Source organism: Micromonospora sp. GCM10011541, from assembly GCF_042650725.1.
Taxonomy (GTDB): domain Bacteria; phylum Actinomycetota; class Actinomycetes; order Mycobacteriales; family Micromonosporaceae; genus Micromonospora; species Micromonospora sicca.
Genome location: NZ_JBHSBP010000102.1, coordinates 1 through 25,807 on the forward strand (window position 1 = coordinate 1; position 25,807 = coordinate 25,807).

Sequence of the window (25,807 nt, forward strand, 5' to 3'; positions counted from 1 at the left end):
CGCGAGCACCGCCCGCTCCTGGCGGGGTGTCAGGTCCAACGCGAACCGGTACGCCTGCACCACGCTCAACCGCTCCCGGTCCGCCACGCGCAGCACGATAACCACCCGGTAAGACATTCATCCGCAACCACCACGATCCCGCCCCCCACCACAGCGCGCCGCCGACCACCGGATCCCCCTCACGACGCACCACCCACACCGCAAGCCACTCCTCCACGGTCACCAACACAAACCAACACCTACTCAACCGGGGAACAGTTGACACCCACTCCCGCAGCGCCCAGGCGTACGGGCCGAGGGCCACGCAGGGCGGCAGGTCGGGTGGGGCCGGGGTGGGACGCGTCGGGCCGGGGCGCAACGATTCCAGCTCCCGAACGCAGCCGGGGCAGAAATCCTGCCGCGCGCCCGAGGCCCGCGCGCCGCAGCCGGCGCGCCGCAGCCGGCACACCCGGCCGGCAGCACCAGGTCGGTCAGGTCCGACCAGAGCCCGCCCAGGTCCCGCACCGGCGGCTCAGTAGAGGAAGAAGGGGACGGTCGGGTTGGACGCCTTCGCGTCGGCCGCGGGCGGTGTCACGTCCAGCACCTGGTTCCGCTCGATGATGCCGTGCGGATTGTTGCGGAAGGCCACCCGGTTGGCCTCGTACATGTACGAGCCGGTGGGTAGTGCCCCGACCGCGCCACCCGGATAGGCGGCGAGGTGGGTCACCGGGGCACCGATCTCCCGCCGCAGCGCGAAGCCCAGCCCGCCGTCCACGGTGGTCTGGTAGATCACCGGCCGCCGGTCCTCCGAGCCGGCGAAGACCAGCTGGTTCTCGGCGTACCAGTCGACGGCGGTGAGGTCGGTCAGCGGCGTGACCAGGCGGCGGGGCAGGCCGACGGTGACCACGCCGCCGTCGAAGCTGACCGCGGCGACGTAGAGCGCGCCGTTGACGATCAGCGCTATCCGGTGCCCGTCGAGCGAGGCGGCCACCGCGGTCACCGGACCCGGCACGCCGAGGGGGATCTCGACCATGCCGGCCATGTCGTCGAAGCGGTAGAGCCGGTTGCGGTTGAGCTTGTTGTCGGCCACCACCAGCCCGTACCGGTGCTGGGGGTCGGGCGAGCGGAGCCAGGTGGGACGGCCGACCGAGGTGTACCACTGGCTGGCGCCGTGGAGCACCGGGACCTGGTCCCGCCCGGAGCCGGCCATCAGCCGCTGCTGCCGGTCCGCCCGGGTCACCACCAGCGCGGCGAGGACCTCGTTTTCCGAGCGACTGAGCGCTGCCGAAACGACGCCCTTGTTCGCTGCGGCGGCCAGCGGCACCGGGCCGCTGGCCTCGCCGGGGAAGGAGAGCGGGTGGATCCCGCCGTCGTACACGCAGTACCGCTGCGGGCTCCCGGTCGTGGCGTACACCGGATGGTCCAGGCGTTCCCGGTTGAGGTCGATGGTGCGCCGGCTCTGATTCTGGATCTTGAGGTCGAGCTGCCCGGTCAGCTCCGGCAGCGACCAGGCGAGCTGGGTGGCGAGCCGCGCCAGCCGGGCCTCGTTGGCGCCCGGCATGGCCAGGTTGATCTCCCAGCGCCCATCCGAGCCGGTGGCGTTGTTGATCGGCGCCGTGCCGTCCGGCAGTCGGGTCACGCCCGACGCCAGCCAGTCGGAGGGCCCGCCGGCGAGCCACTTGACGACATCGGTGACCCGCCGTTCGGCGGGCACCGCGGAGGGCAGGTAGCGCTGGTCGGGCACCAGCTGACTCTGCTCGGAGTTCCAGAAGTAGATGGTGTGCTCGACGTAGAACTTCTGCAACGCGTCGTCGCTGAGCAGCAGGACGTTCGGCAGGTCCGTGATGAGCAGCCCGCCGGTTTCGGCCGGCCGGAGCGTGAACTGGTACTGCGTCTCCCTGGCCACCGGGGGCGCCAGCGTGCCGTCGGCCCGGAGCACGCCGACCTGTTGGACCCGGATGGTGACCACGCTGGTGCCGTCGTTGTTCTGCTTGGCCTCCGGATCTTCCCGCAGGCGCACCACGGTCAGCGCGATCTCGCTGCTCTGCTTCTTCGGGAGCCGGCTCTGCGCCTGGTCCGCGATGAACTTCTTGACCCGGTCGTACGCCTGCTCCCGCTCGCCCGCCGCCGCCCGCAGGTAGTTGCGGATGAACTCCTTGGGGTCGCTGCTCGCCTTCGGGTTGGGCGGCTGGGTGCCGCCGCCGTTGCTCGAGCCCTCCTCCGCCACCGGCCCGTGGCCGTCGACCTGGACGTCCGAGTCGGCCGGAATGCCACACCCGGTCAGCCCGGCGGGCAGGAGCGCGCCGCCGAGCAGGACGGCCAGCAGCCGCCGCCTCACGACGTCACCTCCGCCCGGTCGCCGTCGGCCGGGCCGATCGACAGCGCGCCCGCGCTGCCGCGGCCGATCGCCAGCAGGCCGCCGTCCCTGGGGCCGCCGAAGGGCAGCGTGACGTCGGCCGGCACCAGCCGCAGCGGCGAGGTGGTCAGCCGGTCACCGGCCCGCGCCGGCAGGGTCAGCCGGAACTGGGCGCCCTGGCCCGGCGCGCCCCACGCCTCCAGCCAGCCGCCGTGCAGCCGGGCGTCCTCCAGGCTGATCGACAGCCCGAGGCCGGTCCCGCCGGTCTGTCGGGCCCGGGACGGGTCGGCCCGCCAGAACCGGTTGAAGACCAGCTTCTCCTCGCCAGGCTTGAGCCCGACGCCGTGGTCCCGGACGGTGATCGCCACCGCGTTCTCGTCCATGCCGAGGGTGATCAGCACCGGCTTGGCCTCGCCGTGCTCGACCGCGTTGCCGACCAGGTTGCGCAGCACCCGCTCGACCCGGCGCGGGTCCACCTCGGCGATCACCGGGGTGGCCGGCACGTCCAGCTCGATGGTCACCCCCACCCGCTCGGCCAGGCCGCCGAGCCGCTCGGCCACCCGGTGCACCACCGGCACCAGATCGGTCGGCTCGGAGTCGAGCATGGCGAAGCCGGCGTCGAACCGGCTGATCTCCAGCAGGTCGGTGAGCAGCTCCTCGAACCGGTCCAGCTCGGCCTGGAGCAGCTCGGCGCTGCGGGCCACCGCCGGATCGAACTCGTCCCGCTCGGCGAAGATCAGATCGGCGGCCATCCGGACCGTGGTCAACGGCGTACGCAGCTCGTGCGAGACGTCGGAGGTGAAGCGGCGCTGCAAGCGGGACATCTCCTCCAGCCGGAGGATCTGCCGTTGCAGGTTGGTCGCCATCTGGTTGAACGAGGCGGCGAGCAGGGCCAGGTCGTCCTCCCCGTTGACCGCCATCCGCTGGTCCAGCAGGCCGGCGGAGAGCCGCTGGGCGGTCCGGGCGGCCACCCGTACCGGGGTCACCACCAGCCGGGTGACCAGGGCGGCGAGCAGGCCCAGCAGGAGCACCAGCGCCACGCCGGTGGCGACCACGGTGGCCCTGGCATCGGCGGCGGTGGCGTCCTGGCGGGCCAGCGGCACGAGGTAGTAGAGCTCCAGCTGGCCGAACCGGGTCGGCACCGGAGAGCCGTACACGAGGTACTTGGTGCGCTGGCCGCCGAGCGTGCCGGTGCGGATCTGGTGGGCGACGTTGCCGGCGGCCACCGAGGCCCGCAGCTCGGGGCTGATCAGCGGGCGGACCTGGACGTCCGGCGAGGTGCGCGGCTTGATCCCGGTGTACCTGTCCGCGGTGATGGCGACGACCACCCCGCTGGTCTGTGCCGGGTCACCTCCGGCCAGGTAGTTGACCGTGCCGTCGATGGTGTCCTGGAGCTGGGCCTCCTGCGGCTGGCTGTAGAGGCCGAACTGCTTCGAGGCGTACTCGCTGCCGTTCTGCAGCCGCAGCAGGACGTCGGTCTCGGCGCTCTCCAGCAGGATGTCGGTGATCTTGTCGGCGATCAGGTACGCGAACCCGCCCACCAGCAGACTGGAGGCGACCAGGGTGATGGTCACCACCCGGACCTGCAACGACCGTCGCCAGGTCTGGTGCAGGCCGGCGACCAGCCCGGCCGACCAGGCGGCGAGGGCGCGCCAGAGCACCCGCGCGGCGTGGAGCCGGCGGGACGCGGCGGTCGGCGAGTCGGGGGGCGGGGAGGTCACCACAGTGCGACCAGGCTATCCGGTACCCGCCTTGTAGCCCACGCCCCGAACGGTGAGGATGATTTCCGGCCGCTCCGGATCCGGCTCGATCTTGGCGCGCAGGCGCTGCACGTGCACGTTGACCAGGCGGGTGTCGGCGGCGTGCCGGTAGCCCCAGACCTGTTCCAGCAGCACTTCGCGGGTGAAGACCTGGCGCGGCTTGCGGGCGAGCGCGACCAGCAGGTCGAACTCCAGCGGCGTCAGCTTCACCTCCTCACCGTCCCGGCTGACCGTGTGCGCCGGCACGTCGATGGAGATCTGGTTGCCGGGCGGACCGATGGTCAGCAGCTCCGGCGCGACGTCCTCGCCGCGGCGCAGCCGGGCCCGCATCCGGGCCACCAGTTCCTTGGGCTTGAACGGCTTGACCACGTAGTCGTCGGCCCCGGACTCCAGCCCGAGCACCACGTCCACCGTGTCGCTCTTGGCGGTCAGCATCACGATCGGCACGCCGGATTCGGTCCGGATCGCCCGCGCCACGTCGATACCGCTCATTCCGGGCAGCATCAGGTCGAGCAGGACGATGTCGGGACGATTGTCCCGGAACGCGGCCAGTGCCCGTTCCCCGTCCGCGACGAATGAGGGCACGAAGCCCTCGCTGCGCAGGACGATGCCGAGCATCTCGGCGAGCGCGGGGTCGTCGTCGACCACCAGTACCCGTGCTCTCATGGGGTTTATCGTTCCATCCCCGTTCGGTTCGGAGGGTTGGGCGTCATCACGGCACGGTACTGCGGCGGGGCACCAGGCACCACAGATGCCGCGCCACCGGACCCGCGTGGCGCGCCGCCCGGCGTACGGGTCCACCGGCGCGGGACCGGCCGTGCAACCATGATCCCCCGGGCGCGCCGTCGCCCGCCACCACCGTCCGTCCGCCAGGAGTACGCGTGCCCGACGTCGGCCCGACCGCCGTGTTGCTGGTCGTCGTGCTCGTCGGCTACCCGGTGCTGATGGAACGGTTCGCCGGCGGCCGGACGGTCGGCAAGCTCGCCGTGGGCCTGCGGGTGGTCCGGGCCGACGGCGGACCGGTCGGGGTCGGCCAGTCGCTGACCCGGGCCCTGGTGGGCGTCGCGGTGGAGTGGCCGGGGCTGGTGCTGCCGCTGCTGAGCTGGGTGGCGAGCGTGACGGTGATGCTGGCCGACCCGCGCGGGCGGCGCCTGGGTGACCTGGTGGCGGGCACGATGGTGGTGCACACCCGGGGCGCCGGGGTGTGGCGGCCGGTCCCGCTGGCCGTTCCGGCGCTGGTCGGCTGGGCGCACACCCTGGACCTGACCCGGCTGGACGACGGGCTGGCCCTGGCCGCCCGGCAGTACCTGGGCCGCGTGCACCAGTTGGTGGAGCCGGAGCGGGCGCGGCTGGGCCAGGCGCTCTGGGCGGAGATCGCGGCGGTGATCTCCGCGCCGCCGCCGTGGGCCGCGCCGGAATCCGTCTACCTGGCCGCCGTGCTGGCCGAGCGGCACCGCCGGTCGGTGGACCGGCTGCGTCGTACCCGGGGGCTCACCGCCGCGCTCTGGCCCGAGCTGGCCGGGCCGCCGGTCGCGGTCGCGGCGCCGCCGCCGGCCTCGACCGGCCCGGCGGCGAGCCCGTCCGTGCTGCGGCCCGCCGCGCCGGCGCTGGCCGTCCCCACCCAGCCCGATCCGGTACGCGGGCAGCCCGCCCCGGTCGACGCCGAGCGCCTGGGCTGCTGATCCGCGGGCGCGGGCGGCCGGGTCAGCCGAAGAGCGCCCGTCCCCAGTGGTCGGCGGCGTCGCGGACGCCCGGCGGGCAGGCGAACACGGCGCTGGAGACGTGCCGCAGGTACTCGTTCATCGCGTCGTGCCGGGACAGCCGGGTCTGGATCGGCACGAACTGCTTGCGCGGGTCCCGCTGGTAGGCGATGAAGAACAGGCCGGCGTCGAGCCGGCCGAGCCCGTCCGAGCCGTCCACGAAGTTGTAGCCGCGGCGCAGCAGGCGGGCGCCGTCGTTCTGGGTCGGGTGGGCGAGCCGGACGTGCGCGGTCTCGGCGATCACCGGCTCCCCGTCGTCGCCCTTCGTGGCGAAGTCCGGCTCGTCGAACTCCGCGCCCTTGCCGAGCGGCGCGCCGCGGCCCTTGGTCCGGCCGACGATCTGTTCCTGTTCGGCCAGCGGGGTGCGGTCCCAGGTCTCGATCAACATGCGGATCTTGCGGGTGACCAGGTACGACCCGCCGGCCATCCAGTCCGGCCCGTCGCCGGGCTGGGCCCAGAGGTGGTCGCGGAGCAGGCCCGCGTCCTCGGCCTTGAGGTTGGCGGTGCCGTCCTTGAAGCCGAACAGGTTGCGCGGGGTGGCCTGGTCCCGCGAGGTCGACGAGGTACGCCCGAAGCCGAGCTGCGACCAGCGGACGCTGACCACGCCCATGCCGATCCGGGCCAGGTTGCGGATGGCGTGCACCGCCACCTGCGGGTCGTTGGCGCAGGCCTGGACGCAGATGTCGCCGCCGGAGATCTCGGGACGCAGCGCGTCCCCGGCGAAGTGCGGCAGGTCGGCCAGCGCGGGCGGTCGCCGGTCGGCGATGCCGAACCGGTCCTTGCCCTGCGCGTCGCGGAAGAGCGTCGGGCCGAAGCCGATGGTGAGGGTGAGCTGCGACGGCGGCAGCCCGAGGGCCTCGCCGGTGTCGTCCGGCGGCGCCTCCGGCATGCCGTCGACCGCGCCGATCAGCCCGGCGTCCTTCCCGGCGGTCATCCGGGCGGCGGCGGCCGTCCACTCCTGCAGCAGCGAGACGAGCCGGGCCCGGTCCTTGGTGATCACGTCGAACGCGACGAAGTGCAGCCGGTCCTGGGCCGGGGTGGTGATGCCGGCCTGGTGCTCGCCGAGGAACGGCACCGCACCGGCGGCGACGCCCTCGTCCGCCCCCGCGCGGTCCGAGTCGCGGACCAGCGCGCCCGCCCCGACGGCGACGCCGGCCACTCCGGCGACCCCGACGCCGGCCAGGGTGATGGCCCGGCGCCGGGACAGGGCCGTCCCGCGCGGCGGGTCGGCGGACGCCTGCGTCTCGCCTGCGGTGTTCTGCTCGCTCATCGCTGCACCTCCGGGGTTGGTCGTCAGCGGGCGACGACCGCGGCGACCTTGCTGATCGGCTCGGCCAGGGCGTTGATGCTGTCGGACAGTTCCTTCAGCTCGGTCTTGCTGAGCGCGGTGTGCAGCTTCCAGCCGTCGCCCGCGCGGTGCTTGCCGAGCGCGGTCTCGACGTTGGCGAACTCGGTGTCGAGCTGCTTGACCAGCTCGGCCGAGCGCTGCTCAAGCGCCGGGCGCAGCGCGGCGATGGCCGCCTTCGAGCCCTCCACGTTGGCGCTGAAGTCCCAGAGGTCGGTGTGCGAGTAGCGGTCCTCCTCGCCGGTGATCTTGCCGCTGGCCACCTCGTCGAGGAGTTCCTTGGCGCCGTTGGCGAGCTGGAGCGGGGTGAGCTTCTCGGCGTTCGCCTTGGCCACGATCTCCTTGACGTCGGTGAGCAGCTGGTCGGCGATCGGACCGTCCTTGCTGATGTCACCGGTGGTCCAGAGATCCTTCTCGATCCGGTGGAAGCCGGTGAACGGCATGCCCTCCTCGACGACCTCCTCGCGGCCGTCGATCTTCGGGTCGAGGTCGCCGAAGATCTCCGCGACCGGCTCGATCCGCTCCCAGTAGGTGCGGGCCACCGGGAACAGCGCCTTGGCCTTCGCCACGTCGCCGGCCTTGACCGCCGCCACGAACTCCTCGGTCTTGGTCAGCAGCGCGCCGGTCTGGCTCTGCACGTACCGCTGGTAGCTGGCGGTGGCCTGGCTCAGCGCGGCGTCCGGGGCGACGGTCGCGGCGGTGCCGCTGACCTTCAGCGCGGCGCGGATGCCGCGGCCGCTCATCCCGGGCTTGCAGGCCGTCTCGTACGTCCCGGCGGGCAGCTCGACGCGCAGCTCGCGGCTCAGCCCGGGGGCGATGTTCTCCACCTCGCCCACCACCCGGTCACCGGCGGCGTAGACGTAGAACTCGTTGACCTTGCTGCCCGAGTTGGTCACCGAGAAGGTGGCCTGACCGGCGGTCAGCTCGGTGACGTCCATCTCGCAGGCGGTATCGGTGGCCTTGACCTTCACCGCGTTGCCGGCCTTGGCGGCCGACTTCCCGTCGGTGTCGGAGCCGCAGGCGGTGACGCCGGTGATGGCGAGCACGCCGGAGGCGGCGAGCACGACGAAGCGGGTGGTACGCATCAGGATTGTCTCTCCTTGTAAGGAAGGCGGATCAGGCGCGCTGGCCGGCGTCGGTCACGGGCGGGACCGGGGCGGCGGGAGTCGCCTCGGCGTTGCCGGTGGGCGTCGCCGGGGCGGCGGGCTTGGCCGGGGCGGCCGGCTTGCGGAGGAAGAGCACCAGCACCGGCACCGCGTACGCCACCCAGGCGACCATCTCCAGCACGCTCGGCGTGGCGGTGATGTTGAACATGCCACCGAGCAGCGCCGCGTACCAGGTGCTGGGGTCGAGCACCGAGGTGATGTCGAAGGCCAGGTTGTTCAGGCCGGGCAGCACGCCGGCCTCCTGGAAGTCGTGCACGCCGTACTTGAGGATGCCGGCGGCGACCAGGATGAGCAGCGCGCCGGTCCAGGTGAAGAACTTGCTCAGGTTGATCTTCAGGGCGCTGCGGTAGAGCAGGAAGCCGATCACCACGGCGGTGGCGATGCCGCCGAGCAGCGCGAGCAGCGGTCCACGTCCGGCGCCACCGGCGGCGCTCTGCGCGGCCGAGTAGAAGATGAGGGCGGTCTCCAGCCCCTCCCGGATCACCGCGAGGAAGGACATGCCGGCCACCGCGAGGGAGCCGACCGCGAGCGCCTCGGTGAGTTTGCCGCGCAGCTCACCGGCGATGGTCCGGGCGGCCTTGCGCATCCAGAAGATCATCCAGGTCACGAAGACCACGGCCGCGACCGAGGTGACCGCCTCGAACAGCTCGCGGTCCTCGGAGCGGGCCAGCAGCGAGGTCGACGTGTACTCGATCAGCCAGCCGAAGAAGACCGACAGCACCACGGCCGAGCCGACGCCGACCCAGACCTGCGGCAGCCTGTCCCGTCGCTGCGACTTCACGAGGAACGCGACCAGGATGCTGACCACCAGGGTTGCTTCCAGGCCTTCCCGCAGGCCGATCAGGTACGTGGCGAACATCGGTACTCCGTGATCAGTTAGGCACGCCTCAGTTAACTTAGGGCAGCCATACCTTCCTACTGATCCGACCCCGCCGTCAAGTCGTTCATGGCAACGTCACCCTGTCCAGCGGGCATCCAACGGATGACCGGCTGTGGCAGGATCCGGCCCAGCCCCTCAGACAGGACGACCGTGGCCGACGACCTCTTCACCCCCACCATCACCCCCGCCGCGTACGCCGAGGGACGCCCGCCCTGGCGGCCCGGCTCGCTGGTCTATCCCGCCGTCTTCGGCGGGGCACTCGCGGCCACCGTGCTGGCCCTGATCAACGCCCGCCGGCTCAGACTGCCCGTCGGGGCCGTCCTGGCGATCGTCGGCACCGGAGTTGCCGCCCTGGTCGCCCGGCTGGCCATCACCGTGGTGCTGCTCGACGGCCACACCTCCGGGCCGGCCCGGCTGGTCGGGGCCCTGTCCGGCGTGCTGGTCTGGGCGGTGGCCAACCTGACGCAGAAGGGCCGGTTCCGCACGTACGAGATGCGCGGCGGCCAGGCGGCCTCGCTGGTGCTGCCCGGGATCGCGGCGGCGCTGGGCCTCGGCATCGTCGAGGCGGTCCTCATCGTCCTCGCGGCGGCGGTCCGGTGACGGCGCCGGCGGACCAGCTCGCCCGGGTGGTCGGCCTGCTCGAGATGAACCGGCCCGAGCAGGCGCTGGAGGAGCTGGCCCGGCTACCCGGCTCGGTGGCCATCGATCCGCACGTGTACCGGCTGCGGGCGGTGGCGCTCAGCACGCTGGACCGCTGGGACGAGGTGGTTGAGGTGGCCCGGCAGGGGCTGGCCGCGGTCGGTCCGGACGCCGAGCTGCTCGGCCGGCTGGGCCTGGCGCTCCGGAGTCAGGGCGCCTTCTCCCCGGCCGAGCGGGCGCTGCTCGACGCGCTGGCGCTCGAATCGCAGGACCCGTGGCTGCTCTGCCAGTACGCCGACCTCTGCGTCACGGTCGGCCAGACCGACAAGGCGAGCCGCCTGCTCGCCCGTGCCGCCGAGCTGGCGCCCGAGGACCCGGCCGTCTACGCCAGCCGCGTCCAGCTCGCGTACGCCCGCGGCCATGACCGGGCGGCCGAGCGGGTGACCCGGGAGTTCCTCGGCCGCTACCCGGAGCACCCGGTGGCACTGGCCATGCACGGCGGGATCGCCGTGGAGCGCGGCCGGATCGGCGACGCGCACCGCTCCTTCGGCCGGGCGGTCGCGCACGACCCGGACGACCCGGACTACGCCGAGGCGGCCTGGGAGACCCGGGTGTACACCCATCCGCTGCTGCTCCCGCTGCGCCCGCTCTACCGGCTGGGCATCCGCATGTGGCTGATCGCGGTGGGCAGCATCGCCGTGCTCAACCTGGCCAAGCTCTACGTCCCCGCGCTCGTCGTGGCGCTCGCCTGGCTGCTCTACAGCCTCTGGTCCTGGATCGCCCCGCCCCTGGTCCGCCGCCTGGTACGCCGCCGGTGGCGGTCATGACCGGCCGCGCGGGGCGGCGGCCGTGAAGGGCCTGCTGCCCTGGCTCGGTGTCCTGGCCCTGGTGCTGCTGCTCAGCGCCCTACGGATGCGCCCGCTGGCCACCGCCGTCTCGCTGGCCTGGCTCGCCTGGTGCGTCTGGACCTGGATCCGCCCGACCCGCCGCGGCCCACGCTGACGCGGCCCGGCCCGGGGCATGCCGCCCTTCGGCACCGGACGCCACTGCCGGCGAGCACGACAGTCAGGAGCGATATGACTGAGAGTCATATTTGCTTATGCCTGTCAGGCATATCGCTGACGAGGACACCATGTCCGTCATCCCCGCCACGCCGGCCCTACCCGGCAGCCGGCAGGTTGCGACCTGCAGGACGCGAAGACGGAACGAGCCGGCCGCGCGTGCGGCCGGCCCGGTTCCGGGGTGTCGATCATTGACTTCCTCCACCGCCATAATGGCGAGGATTCCCTCCGCGCTGCGCATGCAACGCCCGGGCGGGTTCCTGCTTCACCGCGATCCGCCGGAGATTTCCCCGGTCTTACGTCCACTCCACAGGCGTTTGACGTCTCCACAAGCCCTGCGGCGACGATGGTGCGACAGGTCCCGGCTTGGTTATCGCCGCAGCCCGGCGAGACGTTACCAAAGTCAATGGCACGCTCGCTCGGGCCTTGGCGGCCGTCCCGCGCGGGCCTTTACCCCACCCCGAAGGACGGGGCATCGGCCCGCATCTCAGTAGCGGTAGTGGTCGGGCTTGAACGGGCCCTCCGGCGACACGCCCAGGTAGGCGGCCTGCTCCTTGGTGAGGGTGCTCAGCTTGGCGCCCAGCGCCCCCAGGTGCAGCCGGGCGACCTTCTCGTCCAGGTGCTTCGGGAGCACGTAGACGCCGATCGGGTACTCCTCGGTCTTGGTGAAGAGCTCGATCTGGGCGATCGTCTGGTTGGCGAACGAGTTCGACATGACGAAGCTCGGGTGGCCGGTGGCGTTGCCCAGGTTCAGCAGACGGCCCTCGGAGAGCACGATGATCGCGTGCCCGTCGGCGAACTTCCAGAGGTCGACCTGCGGCTTGATGTTCAGCCGCTCGACGTCGGAACGCTTGGCCAGACCGGCCATGTCGATCTCGTTGTCGAAGTGGCCGATGTTGCCGACGATGGCCTGGTGCTTCATCCGGGCCATGTGGTCGTTGGTGATGACGTTGAAGCAGCCGGTGGCGGTGATGAAGATGTCCGCCTGCTCGACCACGTCGTCCAGGGTGGCGACCTGGTAGCCGTCCATCGCCGCCTGGAGCGCGCAGATCGGGTCGACCTCGGTCACCACGACCCGGGCGCCCTGGCCGCGCAGCGACTCGGCGCAGCCCTTGCCCACGTCGCCGTAGCCCATGACGACGGCCATCTTGCCGCCGATCAGCACGTCGGTGGCCCGGTTGATGCCGTCGATCAGCGAGTGGCGGCAGCCGTACTTGTTGTCGAACTTGCTCTTGGTCACCGAGTCGTTGACGTTGATGGCCGGGAAGAGCAGGGTGCCGGCGCGGTGCATCTCGTACAGCCGGTGCACGCCGGTGGTGGTCTCCTCGGTGACGCCCCTGATGCCGGCGGCGATCCGGGTCCAGCGCTGACCGTCCTCGGCGAGCGAGCGGTGCAGCAGCTTGAGGATGACCGCGTACTCCTCGGAGTCGGCGGACTCGACCGGCGGGACGACCCCGGCCTTCTCGAACTCGACGCCCTTGTGGACGAGCAGGGTGGCGTCACCGCCGTCGTCGAGGATCATGTTCGGGCCGTGGCCGTCGGGCCAGGTGAGCACCTGCTCGGTGCACCACCAGTACTCGTCCAGGCTCTCGCCCTTCCAGGCGTACACCGGGACGCCGGCCGGCGCCTCGGGGGTGCCGTTCGGGCCGACCACGATCGCCGCGGCGGCATGGTCCTGGGTGGAGAAGATGTTGCAGGATGCCCAGCGGACCTGCGCGCCGAGCGCGACCAGGGTCTCGATCAGGACGGCGGTCTGGATGGTCATGTGCAGCGAGCCGGTGATCCGGGCACCGGCGAGCGGCTGCGCCTCGGCGAACTCACGCCGGATGGCCATCAGGCCGGGCATCTCGTGCTCGGCGAGCTGGATCTCCTTGCGCCCGAACTCGGCGAGCGACAGATCCGCCACCTTGTAGTCGCCCTCGGCGAGGGTGCTCGGCCGGGCCTCGGACGGCGCGCCGCTGGGGGCGGCCGGGAGGGTGCTGGTCATGGAAGCTCCTGTCGAACGATGTGCTGCGCAGCCTTCCACCTTACGCTCGCGGGCGGATGGAGCACGGCCCGGTCCGCGGACAGCGCACGGGGCGGTCGGTCGTGGACGGACTTTCCATCCACCAGCCGGCCGCCCCGTGCATCCCCCCGGTTTGGTTCCCCCGCGCGCTACCGGACCTTCGTCGCGACAACGCTGCGTACCCATAGAGTCACACTGAGCAAAGGCGGCGTCAAGCTATTTCGGGAAAGTCGGACTTGTGTCGTGCGGGAAGCGAGGGCGGATCAGCACAGGCCGCAGGTCGCGACGTACGCCTCGCCCGCGCCGCCGACGACCAGCGGCCCGCCGGCCGCCGTCCCGATCGCCGCCTGCCCCGGCCCGAGGGTGACCGTGCCCACCCCGTCGTCCACCAGCAGCTTGCCGGCCCGGCAGAGCACCACCCGTGGCCCGGGCAACGCCAGCCGCACCTCCGGGGCGCCCGCGTCCACCAGCACCCGGTGCAGCGCGAAGTCGTCCACCGGCACCGGCCAGGTCACCACCCCGGGCGCTACCTCCACCGGCGGGACGACCGGCTGGTCGAGCACCTCGAAGCGCAGCACCTTCAACAGCTCGTCCACGTCGACCCGCTTGGGCGTCAACCCGCCGCGCAGCACGTTGTCGCTGGCCGCCATGATCTCCACGCCGGTGCCCCGCAGGTAGGCGTGCAGGTTGCCGGCCGGCATCCAGATCGCCTCGCCTGGCGCCAGCCGGACGTGGTGCAGCAGCAACGCCACCAGCACCCCCGGGTCGGCCGGGTAGTCGACGGCCAACGCGCGGGCCAGCACGGCGTCCGGACCGCCGGCCTCCGCCGAGAGCACGGCCGCCACCAGCCCGGGGCGCTCCGCCTCCGGCCAGCTCAGCAGCAGACGTACGGCCTCCCGCAGCCCCGCCGGCCCCGCGCGCAGGGCAGCCACCACCGGCTCCAGCACGGGTACGCCGAACGCGGCGATCGCCGCGGCCGACTCCGCCGGGTCGCGGAAACCGCACAGCGCCTCGAACGGCGAGAGCGCGACCAGCAGCTCCGGCTTGTGGAACGGGTCGACGTAGTTGACCCGTTCCACGTCGGCGGCGTGCCCGGCCCGGGCCTGCTCGGCGTCCGGGTGGGCCTGCAGGCTCAGCGGGGCGTCGGCCGCGAGCACCTTGAGCAGGAACGGCAGCCGGGTGCCGAACCGGCCGACCAGCCGCTCACCCAGCCAGCTCTCCGGCTCGGCGACCAGCAGATCGGTCAGGTCGACCGGGGCGCCGTCCCGGTCGACGGTGGCCGGGGCGCCCGGGTGGGCGCCCAGCCACAGCTCGGCCTCCGGCCCCTCGCTCGGCACCGGGCGGCCCTGCAGCTCCGCGATGGCGGTGCGGGAGCCCCACGCGTAGTCCCGGATCCGACCCTGCAGCAGTTCCACGTTCAGCTCCCGGGATGGGCGGCCTGCTCGCCGGTGTCGGGCTGGGACACCGCGGTGTGCGAGGCGGCGCCGGTGCCGGCCTCGTCCGCGGCCGCGCTGTAGATGTCCGGTTCCAGGTAGATGACCCGGGCGATCGGCACGGCCGCACGGATCCGGGCCTCCACGGCGTTGATGCCCCGGGCCAGCGACTCGGCGCTGTCGCACGGCGAGACGGCGATCTTCGCGGCCACCATCAGCTCCTCGGGGCCGAGGTAGAGCGTCTTCATGTGGATGATCCGCTCGACCTCCGGACCCTCGGTGACGGCCTGCTCGATCTTCGCGAGGTCGTGCTGCTCGGCGCCCTCACCGAGCAGCAGGCTCTTGGTCTCGATGGCGAGCACGATCGCGATGGTGACCAGCAGGACACCGATCGCGGCCGTGCCGGCCGCGTCCCACCTGCCGTCGCCGGTGATCAGGGTCAGCCCGACGCCGAAGAGTGCGAGGACCAGACCGATCAGCGCGCCGAAGTCCTCCAGCAGCACCACGGGAAGCTCGGGGGCCTTGGCCCGGCGGATGAACCGCACCCACGACTGGTTGCCCCGGATGTGGTTGGACTCCTTGATGGCGGTACGGAAGGAGAACGCCTCCATCCCGATCGCGATCACCAGGACGGTCACCGGCACCCACTGCCAGCTGGTGATCGGCTCCGGGTGCTGCGCCTTGTGGTACGCCTCGTAGAGGGCGAACAGGCCACCGACGCTGAACAGCACGATAGAGACGATGAACGCGTAGATGTACCGCTCCCGGCCGTACCCGAACGGGTGCTCCGGGGTCGCTTCCCGCTTGGCCCGGCGGCCGCCGAGCAGCAGCAGGCCCTGGTTGCCCGAGTCGGCGACCGAGTGGATCGACTCGGCCAGCATCGACGAGGAGCCGGTCAGGATCCAGGCGATGAGCTTGGTGACGGCGATGCCGATGTTGGCCAGCAGGGCGGCGACGATCGCCTTCGTCCCGCCATTTGCGCTCACTGGTTTGCCAGCTCCTTCATCTCCGTGATGGCCGGGACGGCCATCGGGTCCAGCCCGTGGGCCAGCGCGAGGTAGACCGAGGCGAAGTCCGGCACCGCCATCAGCGAGGCGAGCCGTTCCAGCGCCGAGCCGCCCTCGGCGGTGATCACGTCGCAGCGCACGCCGCGCCGCTCGGCGAGGGCGTGCACCGCGTCGGCCCGACGCTCCTCGACTGCGAGCGGCTCATCGCTGTCGTCGTCAGCGTTGAGCCCGCCGTCGCGCAGCAGCACCAGCCGCAGCCGGGTGGCGTCGGGGTCGGTCTCGGCCGGGTCGGCGAAGATGTCCCGCTCCCCCTCGACCAGGCCGCCGAAGACGCCGTCGAGCAGGCCGACACGACCGCGACCGGCCTCGCCGAGCGCCCCGGTGACCACCGGGTAGCGGGCGTTGGCCGACAGGGTGTCGCCGAACCGGCGGGCGGCCACGGTGGCCAGCGGGGACGAGCCCCAGACGATCGGGATCGAGCCGGCCAGGCCCAGGGCCAGGGACTTCGCCGGGTTGACGAAGGACTCGGCGGTGGGACGGCACCGGTCGGCGTCCGCGTCCAGCCGGGCCGCGGTCTCGGCCAGGTCCGCCTCGTTGACCTTCACCAGCCCGAGCGTACGGGCGGCGAGCAGAACCGGCACGGTGAGTGCCCAGAGACTGGCCCGGGCCGGGGCCCGCCGGGGCACCGGGATGAACGGGGCCCGGGCCCGCTCGGCCACCGACTGCAACTGGGAGTCCGGCGCGCCGACGGCGACCAGGCGCGCCCCACGCCGGTGCGCGGCCTCGGCGGCGCCCAGCGCCTCTGGGCTGCGGCCGGAGGCGCTGACCGCGATGACCACGTCCGCCGCGCCCACCCAGCCGGGCACCCCGGCGCTGCGGTGCGGGATGACCGGCACCGGACAGCGTGGCCCGGCGACGGTGGCCAGCACGTCACCGGTACGCCCGGCGGTGCCGATGCCGGCGATGACGACCGCCCGCGGCCGCCCCTCGTCGGCGAGCAGGCTCAGGTTGGCCTCGGCGGCCAGCGCGGCCGACTCCCGCACCTGGGCACCGGCCGAGGCGGTGAACCGGAGCATGCCGCCCGGGTCGTGCTCGGCGAGCGCGTCCGGGTTGTCCAGCAGCGACTCGTCGGCGTGCCGGCGGCCACTGACCCCGGCCGTACCCTCCATCACCGCTGTGGCGCGGAGCCACCGCGCGCGTCGTCCGCCGTTGGTCCGCCACGCGCCTCGTCCAGCAGCAGCACCGGCACGTCGTCGCGAACCTCGAAGATCCGACCGCACTCGGTGCAGGTCAGCGTCTGGGCCTGGGCGTCGTAGTCGAGGGGGGCGTGGTGCGTGTCCGGGCAGGCGAGAATCTCGAGCAACTGCGGGTCCAGGGCCACGGCGCGGCTCCTTCCACGTATGCGGTCTCACCGGTCGGCGGTGCCGACCGGCGCACGCGATCTTATCGGCGAACCCGGCCGGACACCGCGCCACGGAACCAGATCATCCGCCGCCCGGCGCTCCGCTCCTCACCACACGGTCATCACGACTGAGCGTAGCCGGGGCTCGGCGGCCGCGTCCCGGCTCAGCCGGGCAGGCGGGGCATGACGGTCGTGGCGTCGCCGCCGGCCGGCGCCGGCGGCTCGCCGCCGGGCTGCTGCCCGGCGACCGGACCGCCGTAGACACCGCCGGTGGGGCGGGGCGCCGGCGTGCCGCCGTAGACGCCGGGGGCGGGTGGCTGCTGCCCGTACACCTGGCCGCCGGGGGTGCCGTAGGTGGTGCCGCCGGGGTTCCGCGGCAGCGGGACCTCCGGATAGCCGGCGGGCTGCGGATCGATTTTCTCCGCCCGGTTGCGGCGGACCAGCAGCACGATGAGGGCGATGCCGACGAGCACCAGCGCGATGCCGAAGAACATGATCGGGGAACCTCCGGAGGACTCGTCAGCGGCGGCGCTGTGCTGCCCGGCGGCCGGATCGACGGCGGCGGCCACGGCGGACGCGGTGTCGGCCGCGCTCGGCGGCTCGGTCGGTGTCGGACTGGGGCTCGGCGACGGCTTCCGCGACGGCGTCGGGGAGGGCGTCGCGGCCGCCGCACCCACCACCCGGGCCGAGTCGGCAGCCCGGCCGAGCAGCCGGCCGGACGCAGCCGCCGCCTCGCCCACCACGGTCAGGCGACCGCCGGGCGCGCCGGCCAGGAAGGCGACCCGGTAGCGGACCGTGATGCTCTTGCCCTTGCAGAGGGTCGGGTTGGCCGGCGAGGTCCGGGCCGTGCCGACCGTGCCGCCGCCACCGCCGACCGCCACCGCCTGCCACTGCCCACCGGTGTTGAACTGCACCTGGACCTGGTCGGCCCGGACGCCGTCGAGCCGCAGGCCGAGCCCGGTCCGCAGCAGGACGCACCCGTCGGTGCGCTTGCGCACCTCGACCGCCACCGTGCCGGGCGATCCACCGACGGTGAAGCTGCCCGCCGAATGCACCTCCACCCGGTCGCCCTCGGCGAGTGCCGGGGACGCGCCGACGGTCACCAGGCCGCCCAGCAGCGCGCCGACCGTCGCCAGCCGCATCGCGTGCCGCCGAACCGACATGTCCACCTCACCGTTCCTCGCCCCGACGGGACCCGCGGGTCAGGTTACTACCGGGCCAGGATGCCCCCCGCTCATTGAGCACCCCGCATGTGTGCGGCGACACCCTGCGCCGCCCCCACCACCATCGACGCCCACCCCTGGTCCCCGGATGGGCGCCGCAAGATCGACATCGGTCGCCGGCAGCGGCATCGCAAGCGCCGGATCTCGCCGATCATCGCCCGGGGCCGCCGTACCGTCCACGTCGACCCCGCGTCGGGCCGCCCTCGTCCCTGGCCCGGTCCGGTCAGCCGGAGGCGGCGGCGAGGACGTCGCGGCAGAGCCGGTCGGCCGTCCGGGTGGTCTCCGGCAGCCGGTAGCGCGGGGTCAGCGCCAGCACCCGGTCGGCGGCGTTCGCCAGGCTCATCCGGTGGCCGACGCTGACGAAGACCGGCTTCACCCCGTCCCGGGTGCGCAGCACCCGGCCGACCACCTCGCCGCCGTCCCGCAGCGGCGACCACCCACCCCGGCGTGGGCCCGGCTCGTCCCACTCGCCGACCAGCGGCGTCTTGCCCACCCCGATCGCGGGCAGGCCGGTGACCACGCCGAGATGACAGGCCAGCCCGAACCGGCGCGGGTGGGCCAGCCCGTGCCCGTCGCAGACCAGCAGGTCGGGACGGACGGTCAGCCGGTCCAGGGCGTCCAGCAGCGCGGGCAACTCGCGGAAGGCGAAGAGCCCGGGCACGTAGTCGAAGGCGGGCCGGCCGACGGTGACCGCCGAGTCCACCACCGCGAGCGTCCGGGCGTCCAGCACCGTGACGGCCGCCGCGAGCCGGTCACCGCTCTCCGCGTACGCGACGTCGAGGCCGGCCACCGTCGCGGGCGCGGTCGGTCCCGGCCCGGCCAGATCAACCAGCGGCCGCAACTTGTCCTGTACGCGCAGCGCCTCCGCCACGCTCCCCGGCGGCACGTAGGGGTGCCCACCTCCCGTCACCGCGGCCCTCAGGCGGGCTGGAGGTCGGTGCGGGCCTCCTCGGCCCAGCGTAGGACGCCGTGGGCGCCGGCGGACTCGGCGACGGCGGTGGCCTCGTCGACCAGGGCGAGCGCCTGGTCGGGGCAGCCTGCGTCGGCGGCGAGGTAGCCGAGCCCGACCAGGTTCGCGGCGACCCCGGGCAGGAAGCCGATCTCCCGGCGCAGCCGGGTGGACTCCTCCATCCACTGCCGGGCCTGGTCGAGCCGGCCGGCGGCCTGCTCGGTGAAGGCCAGGTGCCGCAGCACGTACGACAGGGTCATCTTGTCGCCGGCCTCGGTGGCCAGCTCGCGGGCGCGGGCGAAGGCCGGGGCCGCGGTGTTGTTGTCGGCGCGGATGACCTGGTGGAGGCAACCCACCCAGAACAGCGCCTCACCCTCGCCACGCACGTCGCCGAGCGCGCGGTACAGCTCGGCGGCCCGCTCGAAGAGCCCCAGCTCGCGCGGGTCCTCGACCTCTTCCTCCAGGAAGCGCGCGTGCAGCACCCGCCCGCGGGCGAGCGCGAGATCCGCCTCCACCGCGTCGAGCGTCCGCTCGGCGGCGGCCAGCGCGCCACCGTCCCCGGCGAACACCGCGTTCTCGTAGAGCTCCCTGGCCCGCTCGATCCGGTCCTCGACGCCCATGCCCGCTCCCTGTCCTCGTCGGTTACTGACCCACTCGCCCGTCGATGCGCTCACGCAGCAGATCGGCGTGACCGCTGTGCCGGGCGTACTCCTCGATCATGTGCAGCAGCAGCTCCCGCAGCGAGATCTCCTGGCCGTCGGACATCCGCGCCCGGACGCCCAGATCCGCTGTCCCGGCGACCAGTTCCTCGGCGAACGCGATCTCGGCCCGCCAGGCCCGCCACGCCTCCTCGACCACCGCCGGGTCCCCCACCGCGTTGTCGAACGCGCCGTCCCGCTCACCCTCCGCCGAGTAGAGCTTGGGCACGTCCTGGCCGGCCATCACCCGCCGGAACCAGCTCCGCTCCACCTCGGCCAGGTGCCGCAGCAGGCCGAGCAGCGACATCTTCGACGGCGGTACGGACCGCCGGGCGAGCTGCTCGGCGTCAAGGTCGGCACACTTCATTTCGAGGGTCAGCCGGTAATCCCGGAGGTACCCGACGAGCATCGACCGCTCGTCGTGGTACCCGCCCTCGGAACGCGGATCGTCCTCGGGGCGGACGAACATGTTGGACCAAGCGAACTGGGGCGCGGGCTGGTCGGTCTCGGTGGTGGTACGCGCGTCAGCCATGCCCGGACCCTCGCCCACGCTCCACCCTCCCGCAACGCATTTACGCCGCTATGCCTGGCTGTCGGCGATGGTGGGATCGGCACCGGGGTCACCGGCCCGCTGGAGCGCCTCCTCGAACATGACAAACGTCCTCCGCCGGATGCCACTGATCAGGGCTTGCTCCCGGAGAGTCGGATAACGCTGCTCGCGGCCCAAAGTCTCTTCGATCGCCCGCACGGTCTCGTACAGAGCGAAGACAGGTCCCTCGCCCTTCAGATAGCGCCCACGATCATGCTCAGTCCGCTGGACGAACTCGTCGCGCGTTATCTCGTCGATCTCGTCCCCACCGACGAAGAGCACCTTGTCAATCAGATTGTTGGCCGGCTGCCAACCGCCGGTGTCCCAGGAAAGACGCCATCCGGCCACCCCACCGTCTGCTGTTTCCACCAACTTGACGGGAGACTCGTAGTAGCTGAAGAACCTCGGAAGCGCCAGGCCTCTCACGTGAGTCACTTGCTGTGGCACCTCTCAGAGTCCTTCGCCGAGTGCACGCCAGAAGCTGTCCTGCACCCGCTGCAACAGGCCGTCTCGGATGGCCCGCTCGACGGGTGTCAGGGGACGACCGTCCGCTTCAGATATGGCCTCGAGGTCACGTCGAACCTCGTACAGGGCATGCTCCCACTCGGCTACGCGATCGAGCGCGGCAAGGTGCAGTCGGAGCTCGGCGACGTGCCCGTTCGACATACGCAGGTTCACCAGCACGTCGCGGTATCCACTCAGCTGGGGTGACAGAAAACGATCCTTGATGTCGAGGATCAGCACCTGAGGATCGGCGGCCAGGTAACCAACCGCCCGGTAGATGTCGTCGAGCTGGCGGAACTGAACCTTGGCCGCGGCCAGGTCCTTCAGCCGGGACGCGTCGTTCTTGTATTCCACCAGCTTGTCCAGTACCCGGTCGCGGCCCTTGGGTTGGACCCGCCAGCCCGGCCGCCCATGATCACCAGCCAGATCCGTCGCTATGCCGTTCAGCTCCCGCTGGGCCGCAACAGCATCGGCAAAAAGCTGTTCGACATAGGTGAGCCGGTAGGTTTCGTCGCCACGGCGGGACAGGTCGAAGCCGAGTTGCAGATTGGGCTGCCTGCGGGCGGTGACTGCTGCACTGATCTGCCGTTGCTGGGGCGTCACCGGCGTGGGCTTGGGGACCGGCTCTTCCTCAGCGATCACCGCCTCCGGACCGCGTTCGGCGATCTCGTCGAGGACCTCGGCGAGGACGTCGATGGCCTGTTGGTAGCTGGCTAGATGGTGCAGGGTCATCGGCCTGGCCGTCAGGGAGTTCGCCAGCTCCGGCGTTGTCAGGATCATCCGGACCAGGTCGGGGCGCTGCGTCAACTGCCGGACGACTGTCTCGGCCAGCATCGGCTCGCCGCGCGGCGGCGCCTCCCACGTCTGATCCAGCATCTGTTGGAACTGGGGATCGCCGAAGAGTCGCGTCACGTCCTGGGCAGCCGCTTCGCCCAGCTCCGGCACCAGCCGGCGGAGCGTCGGCGCATCCACGTGGTTCGCCAACTCGACAGGGGTCACTCCGGCGGCGAAGACCTCCTCCAGGCTGGTGCTGGCGGTGACGGCCTCCCGAACGAACACCCCGGCCGAGATCCGGTCGGAGTGAGCAGTCAGACGGCCACGCCGCTGGCCGTCCGGATCCGGCTCGGGTGGACTTGCAGCGGGTGCGGTGGCGCCGGGCGGGTCGGCGGTGGTGGATTCCCAGAGCAGGTGGACGTGGTTGAAGTCCGGCACGTCGTCCACCGGATTGCGCGGGGTCGGTGGTCGGGGCGGGTCGGACGGCTCCGGTACGTCGGGCAGGACGTTGAAGTCGCCCGGTGGCCGGCCGGCCAGCGGCATCGGGCGACCGTCCCGGCCCAGGACCAGTGCGTCGATCCCGACCACGTTGGCCTGACCCGGCACGCCGCTGTGCGTGTAGAGCGGGCGATCCCAGACGTGCCCGCTCTGCGGATCGAGGTAGAGCACCGCGCCGTTCTGGTTCAGCGCCACCCACGCGTGTGAGCCGCCATCCTCCCAACTGGTGATGAGGAAGGCGTAACTGCCGCGCCCACCCAGCAGCAACTGCTCGTGGAGGCCGCGATACCCGCGCTCGACCGCCTGTCTCGCCCCGAAACCGGTGGCCGCGCCGGTCTCAGGGCACAGCTTTTGGAACCGTCCTCCGGTGATCTCCTCAACCCGTCGGGGACCGTCCACCTCACCGCCGACCGGGCGGCGGACGTCCCCCTCCAGGTAGCCGTCGAAGGTACGCGGAGCGGAAACCCGGGGACGGCCGTGCAGCCACGTGTCGTAGAGCGACAGGGTGCAGTCCAGGCAGTTGATGCCCCGGGTGGCGTCGGCCTGCGGGCCGCCGTCGTTCGCGAGCTGGAACCAGCCGCCGTACCGGGGATCGGCTGTCCGCACGATGCTGCCATCCGGGTTGCGCGGCAACTGCCGTTCCAGGTCGATCTGGTGCAACGCGAGCGGTGGACGCAGGCCGCCCCGCACGCCGAACCTGCGGGAGCGGTCGATCGGCGGCGGGTCATCGTCTCCGGTGAGCGCCGACCGGTCCGACGTCTCGACCGAACCGGGTGCGAGGTCGGCGACGTCGTCGTTGATCCGGTAGAAGTCCGCGTCGTCCTCGACCGCCACTTGGTCGGGCACAACCGACCCGTCGAGGACCTTCCAGGCCCGCTCGCGCAGCTCGTGGCTTTCCTTGCTCGCCTCGAACGCGGCCTGCTGCCACCGCTGTGCGAGCAACTCATGGCCCGTTTGACGAAGCTCGGTGGCCTGAGCCGCCCAGTAACTGGCCCGCTGCTCTTGAACATCGGCCCTGCTGCGGTGCCAGTTCGCTTCCTCATGGCGCCGCTTGTCCTCGAACCACTGCCGCTGCGCCTCGAAGTAGCCCTGGTAGCGGCGTCGGTCCAGGCCTTCGCGCTGTGCGGCCAGTTGAGCCGCACGCCGATCGGACGTGCGCGTGGGGACCGGCGGGAGCGGATCCAATGGGTCGGTTAGAACCGGGGAGGGATCGTGGGCCGGGCGGGGTGGTCCGGGCGCCAAAGCCTCCAGCAGCGGAAATCGGGAAGAGGACGAAGGCGGGGTGTCTGGACCGGTGGTGGGGGGCCGGTACCCCTCCTGCCCAGCGGTGGGAGCGACCGTCCGATACGGCGGTGGCGCGAGGGGCAGACTCGACTGCGATGCAGCCATGCCGGCCGATGACCGGTCAACCGGCGTAAGGGCCGGTGAGGCTGCCTTCGTCTGCGTTGAGCCTGACGCGGGTCCGTCCATACCAGACGCCGCCGCAGTGGAGTGCGTCGGAGCTGCCTGGATGGACATGGAGGGGTCGGGGGTCGGACCGGGGGCTGTGGAGGTTTGGATCGGACCGACGCCCGGGGCGGCGTTGACTGAAGGGAGCGGGCCGGAGACGGGCGACTCGACGGCCACCGAGGAGAGCGTTGGGCTCGCCGCCACCTCCAGGGGGTGCGCATCGGGGCCGGCCGCCTGATGCACCGGCGTCGCGCCGGCATCCGCGGTGGCGGGGTGGAAGGCTGCGGCTGCGGCTGAGCCCGGATGGGTCCCGGCCCCGGAACCGAGGTCCTCGATGTGCGGAGCGATCACCGACCCGACCGTGTTGGGTATCCGTTGCGTCGGGATATGGCCTGCCGCCTGGGTCCCCGATTCGGAACCGGCGAGAGGAACGGGAGCAGTCAGATCCATCGGCTGCGCAGAGAGCTCGGCAAGGGCGGCCATCCGCCCGTCGAGTCGGTGGTGCAGCGCGGTGTCCGCCTGGCTGGTCGCCGAGCCGCTGACACCGGAGGCGGCCGCCCGTGCGACATCCTCCGGCGACACCCCCTGTCCGGTGACCAGGCCGGCGGCGCCCTCGGCGAAGACCTCGCCGGTCATCTCCCGGCCGAAGTGCTCGCCGATCCCGGCGAGCCGCCCGTTCGCGTGCCGGCCCAGGCCCGCCAGCGGCGCCACCGCGCCACCGGCGAAGCCACCGACCGCCGACATGCCGACGTCGGCGACATCCAGGCCGTGCCGACGACCCGTGGAGTTCTGGTACCCCTGGGTGGCGAGACTGACGCCGGCCTCCTGTCCCGCCTCGACGATCCCGCTGACCGCGGCACGACGGGCAAACCCGCGTACGCCACTCTTGACGACCTCCTTCGCGGCCCGCTCGCTGGCCTCCTTCATGCCCTCCTTCAGGGCCTTTCGGGCGAGCTGCGTCATGAGCCGCTTGAAGATCTGCTGCACCACCATCCGGGTGGTGGTGATCGCCACGCCCGCCGCTGGCGAGGCTGCGCCGGCGGTGAGAACCGTCGCGACCGCCAGCGAGAGCAGCTCGACGACCAGGATGCCCAGCTCTATCCAGACTTCGAGCTTGGCGCCCTCGATGTCGCAGCCGCACGACTCGACCAGCCGTCCGAGCTCGCCGGTGACCGCGAGCAGGACGGGCAGGGGTGCCTCGTCGCCGTCGGCCACCCGCCGCCACGCGGTGTCGAAGGCCTCGGCCACCGCGCCGATGCCGCCGTAGCCGCTGCGCACCTCGGACGCCGCCGACGTCGCGTCGTCACGCGGGCCGGCCAGGACGGCGGCTACGCCGTACCACTGGTCGGCGAGGTCCCAGACGGCACGCTCGTTCCCCTCGGGCCATTCCACCCCGACCACCCAGTCCAGGGCCTCGTAGATCCAACCGGGCACGTCCCACGGGCAGTAGTCGAGCGGGTGCGGGATCGGACTGGGCAGGATGCTCACGCGCGGATCCTCCGGAGGTCAGCGCCGGTGCCGCTGCGGAAACTGGTGCTGATCAGGGATGCGGGCGAGTTGGCCAGCGGTCGCCTCGTCGTTTTCCACGGTCGCGGCGACGGACCGGGCCACGTCGGCACCGAGCCCCTCCAGGGAGCGACCGACCATCTCCCAGGCGCGCAGCAGCGTCTCCTCGTAGCGGCGATACTGCTTCTCGAATTCCGCGCCGATGTCGTCCCGACCCCAGGGTCGGGCGGCGCTCGCGTCCGCGATCGCCCCACCCACCTGTCGCCGGGAAGCGGTGATCGCCTCGCCCGCGAGCGTCAGGTCCGCTCCGCCGCGCCGGGCCCGGTCAGGGTCCAGCCAGAGCTGTCCGTCGGTCACGGCGGTCACTCGCCAGGCCGCAGGACGGTGTCGGCGCGGCTCAGGAGGGCATTGAAATCGTTGGTACGGAGGAACTCCACCGACGGCGAGCCGGCCGGCAGATAGCCGGCGACCAACTCCTGGGTCGCGTTGACGGCCGAGGCCGACGCCCGGTGGATCGTGGTGGTGATCTTCCGACTCAACGCCCCGGCATCGCGGTCGTGAAAGACCGAGGGCTCGACCTCCACACTGATCAGTTCGCCCCGCGCGCCGACGGTCGCAATCACCTGCCCGTCGTCGGAGCGCTCGGTCACCCGCAGTTCGGTGAGCTTGACCTGGAGTTCGTCCAATCCGGACCGAATTCGCCGGTACTGGCCGTACACCTCGTCGAACCGCGCCCGCAATGCGCGGTTGGCGTCCCGGTCCACACTCTCGGTCAACGCCGCCCCTCTCCGTCACGGTCGGTAGGGCAGACCATACCGGGTGCC

The 25,807-nt window shown here is 72.3% G+C and carries 23 protein-coding genes and 1 pseudogene; 4 read left to right on the forward strand and 20 right to left on the reverse strand.

The features are described from left to right. Window positions 1-268 precede the first annotated feature (268 nt). The 4 genes and pseudogenes from ACFOYX_RS34050 to mtrA form a co-directional block, all read right to left on the reverse strand. Window positions 269-504, reverse strand: a pseudogene (locus ACFOYX_RS34050) (ComF family protein); the annotation flags it as partial. A 7-nt stretch (window positions 505-511) separates the two neighbouring features. Next, the gene (locus ACFOYX_RS34055; RefSeq protein ID WP_322440976.1) at window positions 512-2,317 is read right to left on the reverse strand and encodes an LpqB family beta-propeller domain-containing protein; all 1,806 of its coding nucleotides are present in this window, start codon (window positions 2,315-2,317) and stop codon (window positions 512-514) included. After that, on the reverse strand, window positions 2,314-4,056 hold the full coding sequence (gene mtrB / locus ACFOYX_RS34060) for an MtrAB system histidine kinase MtrB (RefSeq protein WP_377534744.1): 1,743 nt from the start codon (window positions 4,054-4,056) through the stop codon (window positions 2,314-2,316). The genes ACFOYX_RS34055 and mtrB overlap by 4 nt, the downstream gene beginning before the upstream one ends. 15 nt (window positions 4,057-4,071) lie before the next feature. Next, entirely contained in the window at window positions 4,072-4,761 is a 690-nt protein-coding gene (gene mtrA, locus ACFOYX_RS34065) for an MtrAB system response regulator MtrA (protein ID WP_109800655.1), read from the reverse strand. A 215-nt stretch (window positions 4,762-4,976) separates the two neighbouring features. On the opposite strand from mtrA, the gene ACFOYX_RS34070 reads away from it, so the two are divergent. Further along, entirely contained in the window at window positions 4,977-5,777 is an 801-nt protein-coding gene (locus ACFOYX_RS34070) for an RDD family protein (protein ID WP_322440975.1), read from the forward strand. A gap of 22 nt (window positions 5,778-5,799) precedes the next feature. On the opposite strand, the gene efeB is transcribed toward ACFOYX_RS34070, so the two are convergent. From efeB to efeU, 3 genes are read right to left on the reverse strand one after another with little or no spacing between them, the layout of a single operon-like run. Then, window positions 5,800-7,152: an iron uptake transporter deferrochelatase/peroxidase subunit gene (gene efeB, locus ACFOYX_RS34075; protein ID WP_377534746.1), complete on the reverse strand. Its 1,353-nt coding sequence runs from the start codon at window positions 7,150-7,152 to the stop codon at window positions 5,800-5,802. Beyond that, window positions 7,149-8,285 carry an iron uptake system protein EfeO gene (efeO, locus tag ACFOYX_RS34080; RefSeq protein ID WP_322440973.1) on the reverse strand — a complete coding sequence of 379 codons (1,137 nt, stop codon included), beginning with the start codon at window positions 8,283-8,285 and terminating at the stop codon, window positions 7,149-7,151. The genes efeB and efeO overlap by 4 nt, the downstream gene beginning before the upstream one ends. A 31-nt stretch (window positions 8,286-8,316) precedes the next feature. Then, the gene (efeU, locus tag ACFOYX_RS34085; protein ID WP_322440972.1) at window positions 8,317-9,225 is read right to left on the reverse strand and encodes an iron uptake transporter permease EfeU; all 909 of its coding nucleotides are present in this window, start codon (window positions 9,223-9,225) and stop codon (window positions 8,317-8,319) included. Between the two features lie 171 nt (window positions 9,226-9,396). Between efeU and ACFOYX_RS34090 the strand changes: the two genes are divergently transcribed. Genes ACFOYX_RS34090 through ACFOYX_RS34100 form a run of 3 tightly spaced genes read left to right on the forward strand, consistent with a single transcriptional unit; the run spans window position 9,397 to window position 10,887 of the window. After that, a complete protein-coding gene (locus ACFOYX_RS34090; protein WP_322440971.1) occupies window positions 9,397-9,846 on the forward strand; it encodes a hypothetical protein in 450 nt (149 codons plus the stop codon). Beyond that, window positions 9,843-10,712 carry a tetratricopeptide repeat protein gene (locus ACFOYX_RS34095; protein WP_322440970.1) on the forward strand — a complete coding sequence of 290 codons (870 nt, stop codon included), beginning with the start codon at window positions 9,843-9,845 and terminating at the stop codon, window positions 10,710-10,712. The genes ACFOYX_RS34090 and ACFOYX_RS34095 overlap by 4 nt, the downstream gene beginning before the upstream one ends. Window positions 10,713-10,734: 22 nt before the next feature. Further along, window positions 10,735-10,887 (forward strand): hypothetical protein, encoded by a 153-nt coding sequence (locus ACFOYX_RS34100; protein WP_322440969.1) that lies wholly within the window; start codon window positions 10,735-10,737, stop codon window positions 10,885-10,887. A gap of 546 nt (window positions 10,888-11,433) precedes the next feature. On the opposite strand, the gene ahcY is transcribed toward ACFOYX_RS34100, so the two are convergent. From ahcY to ACFOYX_RS34165, 13 genes are all read right to left on the reverse strand, one after another. After that, entirely contained in the window at window positions 11,434-12,933 is a 1,500-nt protein-coding gene (gene ahcY, locus ACFOYX_RS34105; protein ID WP_322440968.1) for an adenosylhomocysteinase, read from the reverse strand. 281 nt (window positions 12,934-13,214) lie between these two features. Continuing rightward, a complete protein-coding gene (gene manA / locus ACFOYX_RS34110) occupies window positions 13,215-14,366 on the reverse strand; it encodes a mannose-6-phosphate isomerase, class I (RefSeq protein WP_109800956.1) in 1,152 nt (383 codons plus the stop codon). Window positions 14,367-14,368: 2 nt separating this feature from the next. Then, entirely contained in the window at window positions 14,369-15,370 is a 1,002-nt protein-coding gene (locus ACFOYX_RS34115; RefSeq protein WP_322440967.1) for a cation diffusion facilitator family transporter, read from the reverse strand. Beyond that, window positions 15,367-16,563 carry an SIS domain-containing protein gene (locus tag ACFOYX_RS34120; protein ID WP_322440966.1) on the reverse strand — a complete coding sequence of 399 codons (1,197 nt, stop codon included), beginning with the start codon at window positions 16,561-16,563 and terminating at the stop codon, window positions 15,367-15,369. Before ACFOYX_RS34120 ends, ACFOYX_RS34115 begins: the two co-directional genes overlap by 4 nt. Next, window positions 16,560-16,772: a Trm112 family protein gene (locus tag ACFOYX_RS34125; RefSeq protein WP_109800959.1), complete on the reverse strand. Its 213-nt coding sequence runs from the start codon at window positions 16,770-16,772 to the stop codon at window positions 16,560-16,562. Before ACFOYX_RS34125 ends, ACFOYX_RS34120 begins: the two co-directional genes overlap by 4 nt. 185 nt (window positions 16,773-16,957) lie before the next feature. Then, the gene (locus ACFOYX_RS34130; RefSeq protein WP_322441043.1) at window positions 16,958-17,956 is read right to left on the reverse strand and encodes a hypothetical protein; all 999 of its coding nucleotides are present in this window, start codon (window positions 17,954-17,956) and stop codon (window positions 16,958-16,960) included. Between the two features lie 283 nt (window positions 17,957-18,239). Further along, complete coding sequence (gene nfi, locus ACFOYX_RS34135; protein ID WP_322440965.1) at window positions 18,240-18,902, reverse strand: deoxyribonuclease V; 663 nt, start codon at window positions 18,900-18,902, stop codon at window positions 18,240-18,242. Between the two features lie 32 nt (window positions 18,903-18,934). Next, on the reverse strand, window positions 18,935-19,585 hold the full coding sequence (locus ACFOYX_RS34140) for a tetratricopeptide repeat protein (RefSeq protein ID WP_322440964.1): 651 nt from the start codon (window positions 19,583-19,585) through the stop codon (window positions 18,935-18,937). A gap of 22 nt (window positions 19,586-19,607) precedes the next feature. After that, complete coding sequence (locus ACFOYX_RS34145) at window positions 19,608-20,195, reverse strand: DinB family protein (RefSeq protein WP_322440963.1); 588 nt, start codon at window positions 20,193-20,195, stop codon at window positions 19,608-19,610. A gap of 48 nt (window positions 20,196-20,243) precedes the next feature. Continuing rightward, entirely contained in the window at window positions 20,244-20,621 is a 378-nt protein-coding gene (locus ACFOYX_RS34150; RefSeq protein WP_322440962.1) for a hypothetical protein, read from the reverse strand. An 81-nt stretch (window positions 20,622-20,702) separates the two neighbouring features. Then, window positions 20,703-24,965: a toxin glutamine deamidase domain-containing protein gene (locus ACFOYX_RS34155; protein WP_322440961.1), complete on the reverse strand. Its 4,263-nt coding sequence runs from the start codon at window positions 24,963-24,965 to the stop codon at window positions 20,703-20,705. Window positions 24,966-24,983: 18 nt separating this feature from the next. Beyond that, window positions 24,984-25,340, reverse strand: coding sequence for a hypothetical protein (locus ACFOYX_RS34160; protein ID WP_322440960.1), 357 nt, complete (start codon window positions 25,338-25,340; stop codon window positions 24,984-24,986). Window positions 25,341-25,345: 5 nt separating this feature from the next. Further along, window positions 25,346-25,759 carry a YbaB/EbfC family nucleoid-associated protein gene (locus tag ACFOYX_RS34165; protein ID WP_322440959.1) on the reverse strand — a complete coding sequence of 138 codons (414 nt, stop codon included), beginning with the start codon at window positions 25,757-25,759 and terminating at the stop codon, window positions 25,346-25,348. Window positions 25,760-25,807: the final 48 nt, after the last annotated feature.

Bases quoted from the DNA above. Each gene is read 5' to 3' on its own strand.
- mtrA (WP_109800655.1), bottom strand. From the start codon at position 4,761: ATGAGAGCACGGGTACTGGTGGTCGACGACGACCCCGCGCTCGCCGAG.
- efeO (WP_322440973.1), bottom strand. From the start codon at position 8,285: ATGCGTACCACCCGCTTCGTCGTGCTCGCCGCCTCCGGCGTGCTCGCC.
- efeU (WP_322440972.1), bottom strand. From the start codon at position 9,225: ATGTTCGCCACGTACCTGATCGGCCTGCGGGAAGGCCTGGAAGCAACC.
- ahcY (WP_322440968.1), bottom strand. From the start codon at position 12,933: ATGACCAGCACCCTCCCGGCCGCCCCCAGCGGCGCGCCGTCCGAGGCC.
- ACFOYX_RS34130 (WP_322441043.1), bottom strand. From the start codon at position 17,956: ATGTCGGTTCGGCGGCACGCGATGCGGCTGGCGACGGTCGGCGCGCTG.
- ACFOYX_RS34140 (WP_322440964.1), bottom strand. From the start codon at position 19,585: ATGGGCGTCGAGGACCGGATCGAGCGGGCCAGGGAGCTCTACGAGAAC.
- ACFOYX_RS34145 (WP_322440963.1), bottom strand. From the start codon at position 20,195: ATGGCTGACGCGCGTACCACCACCGAGACCGACCAGCCCGCGCCCCAG.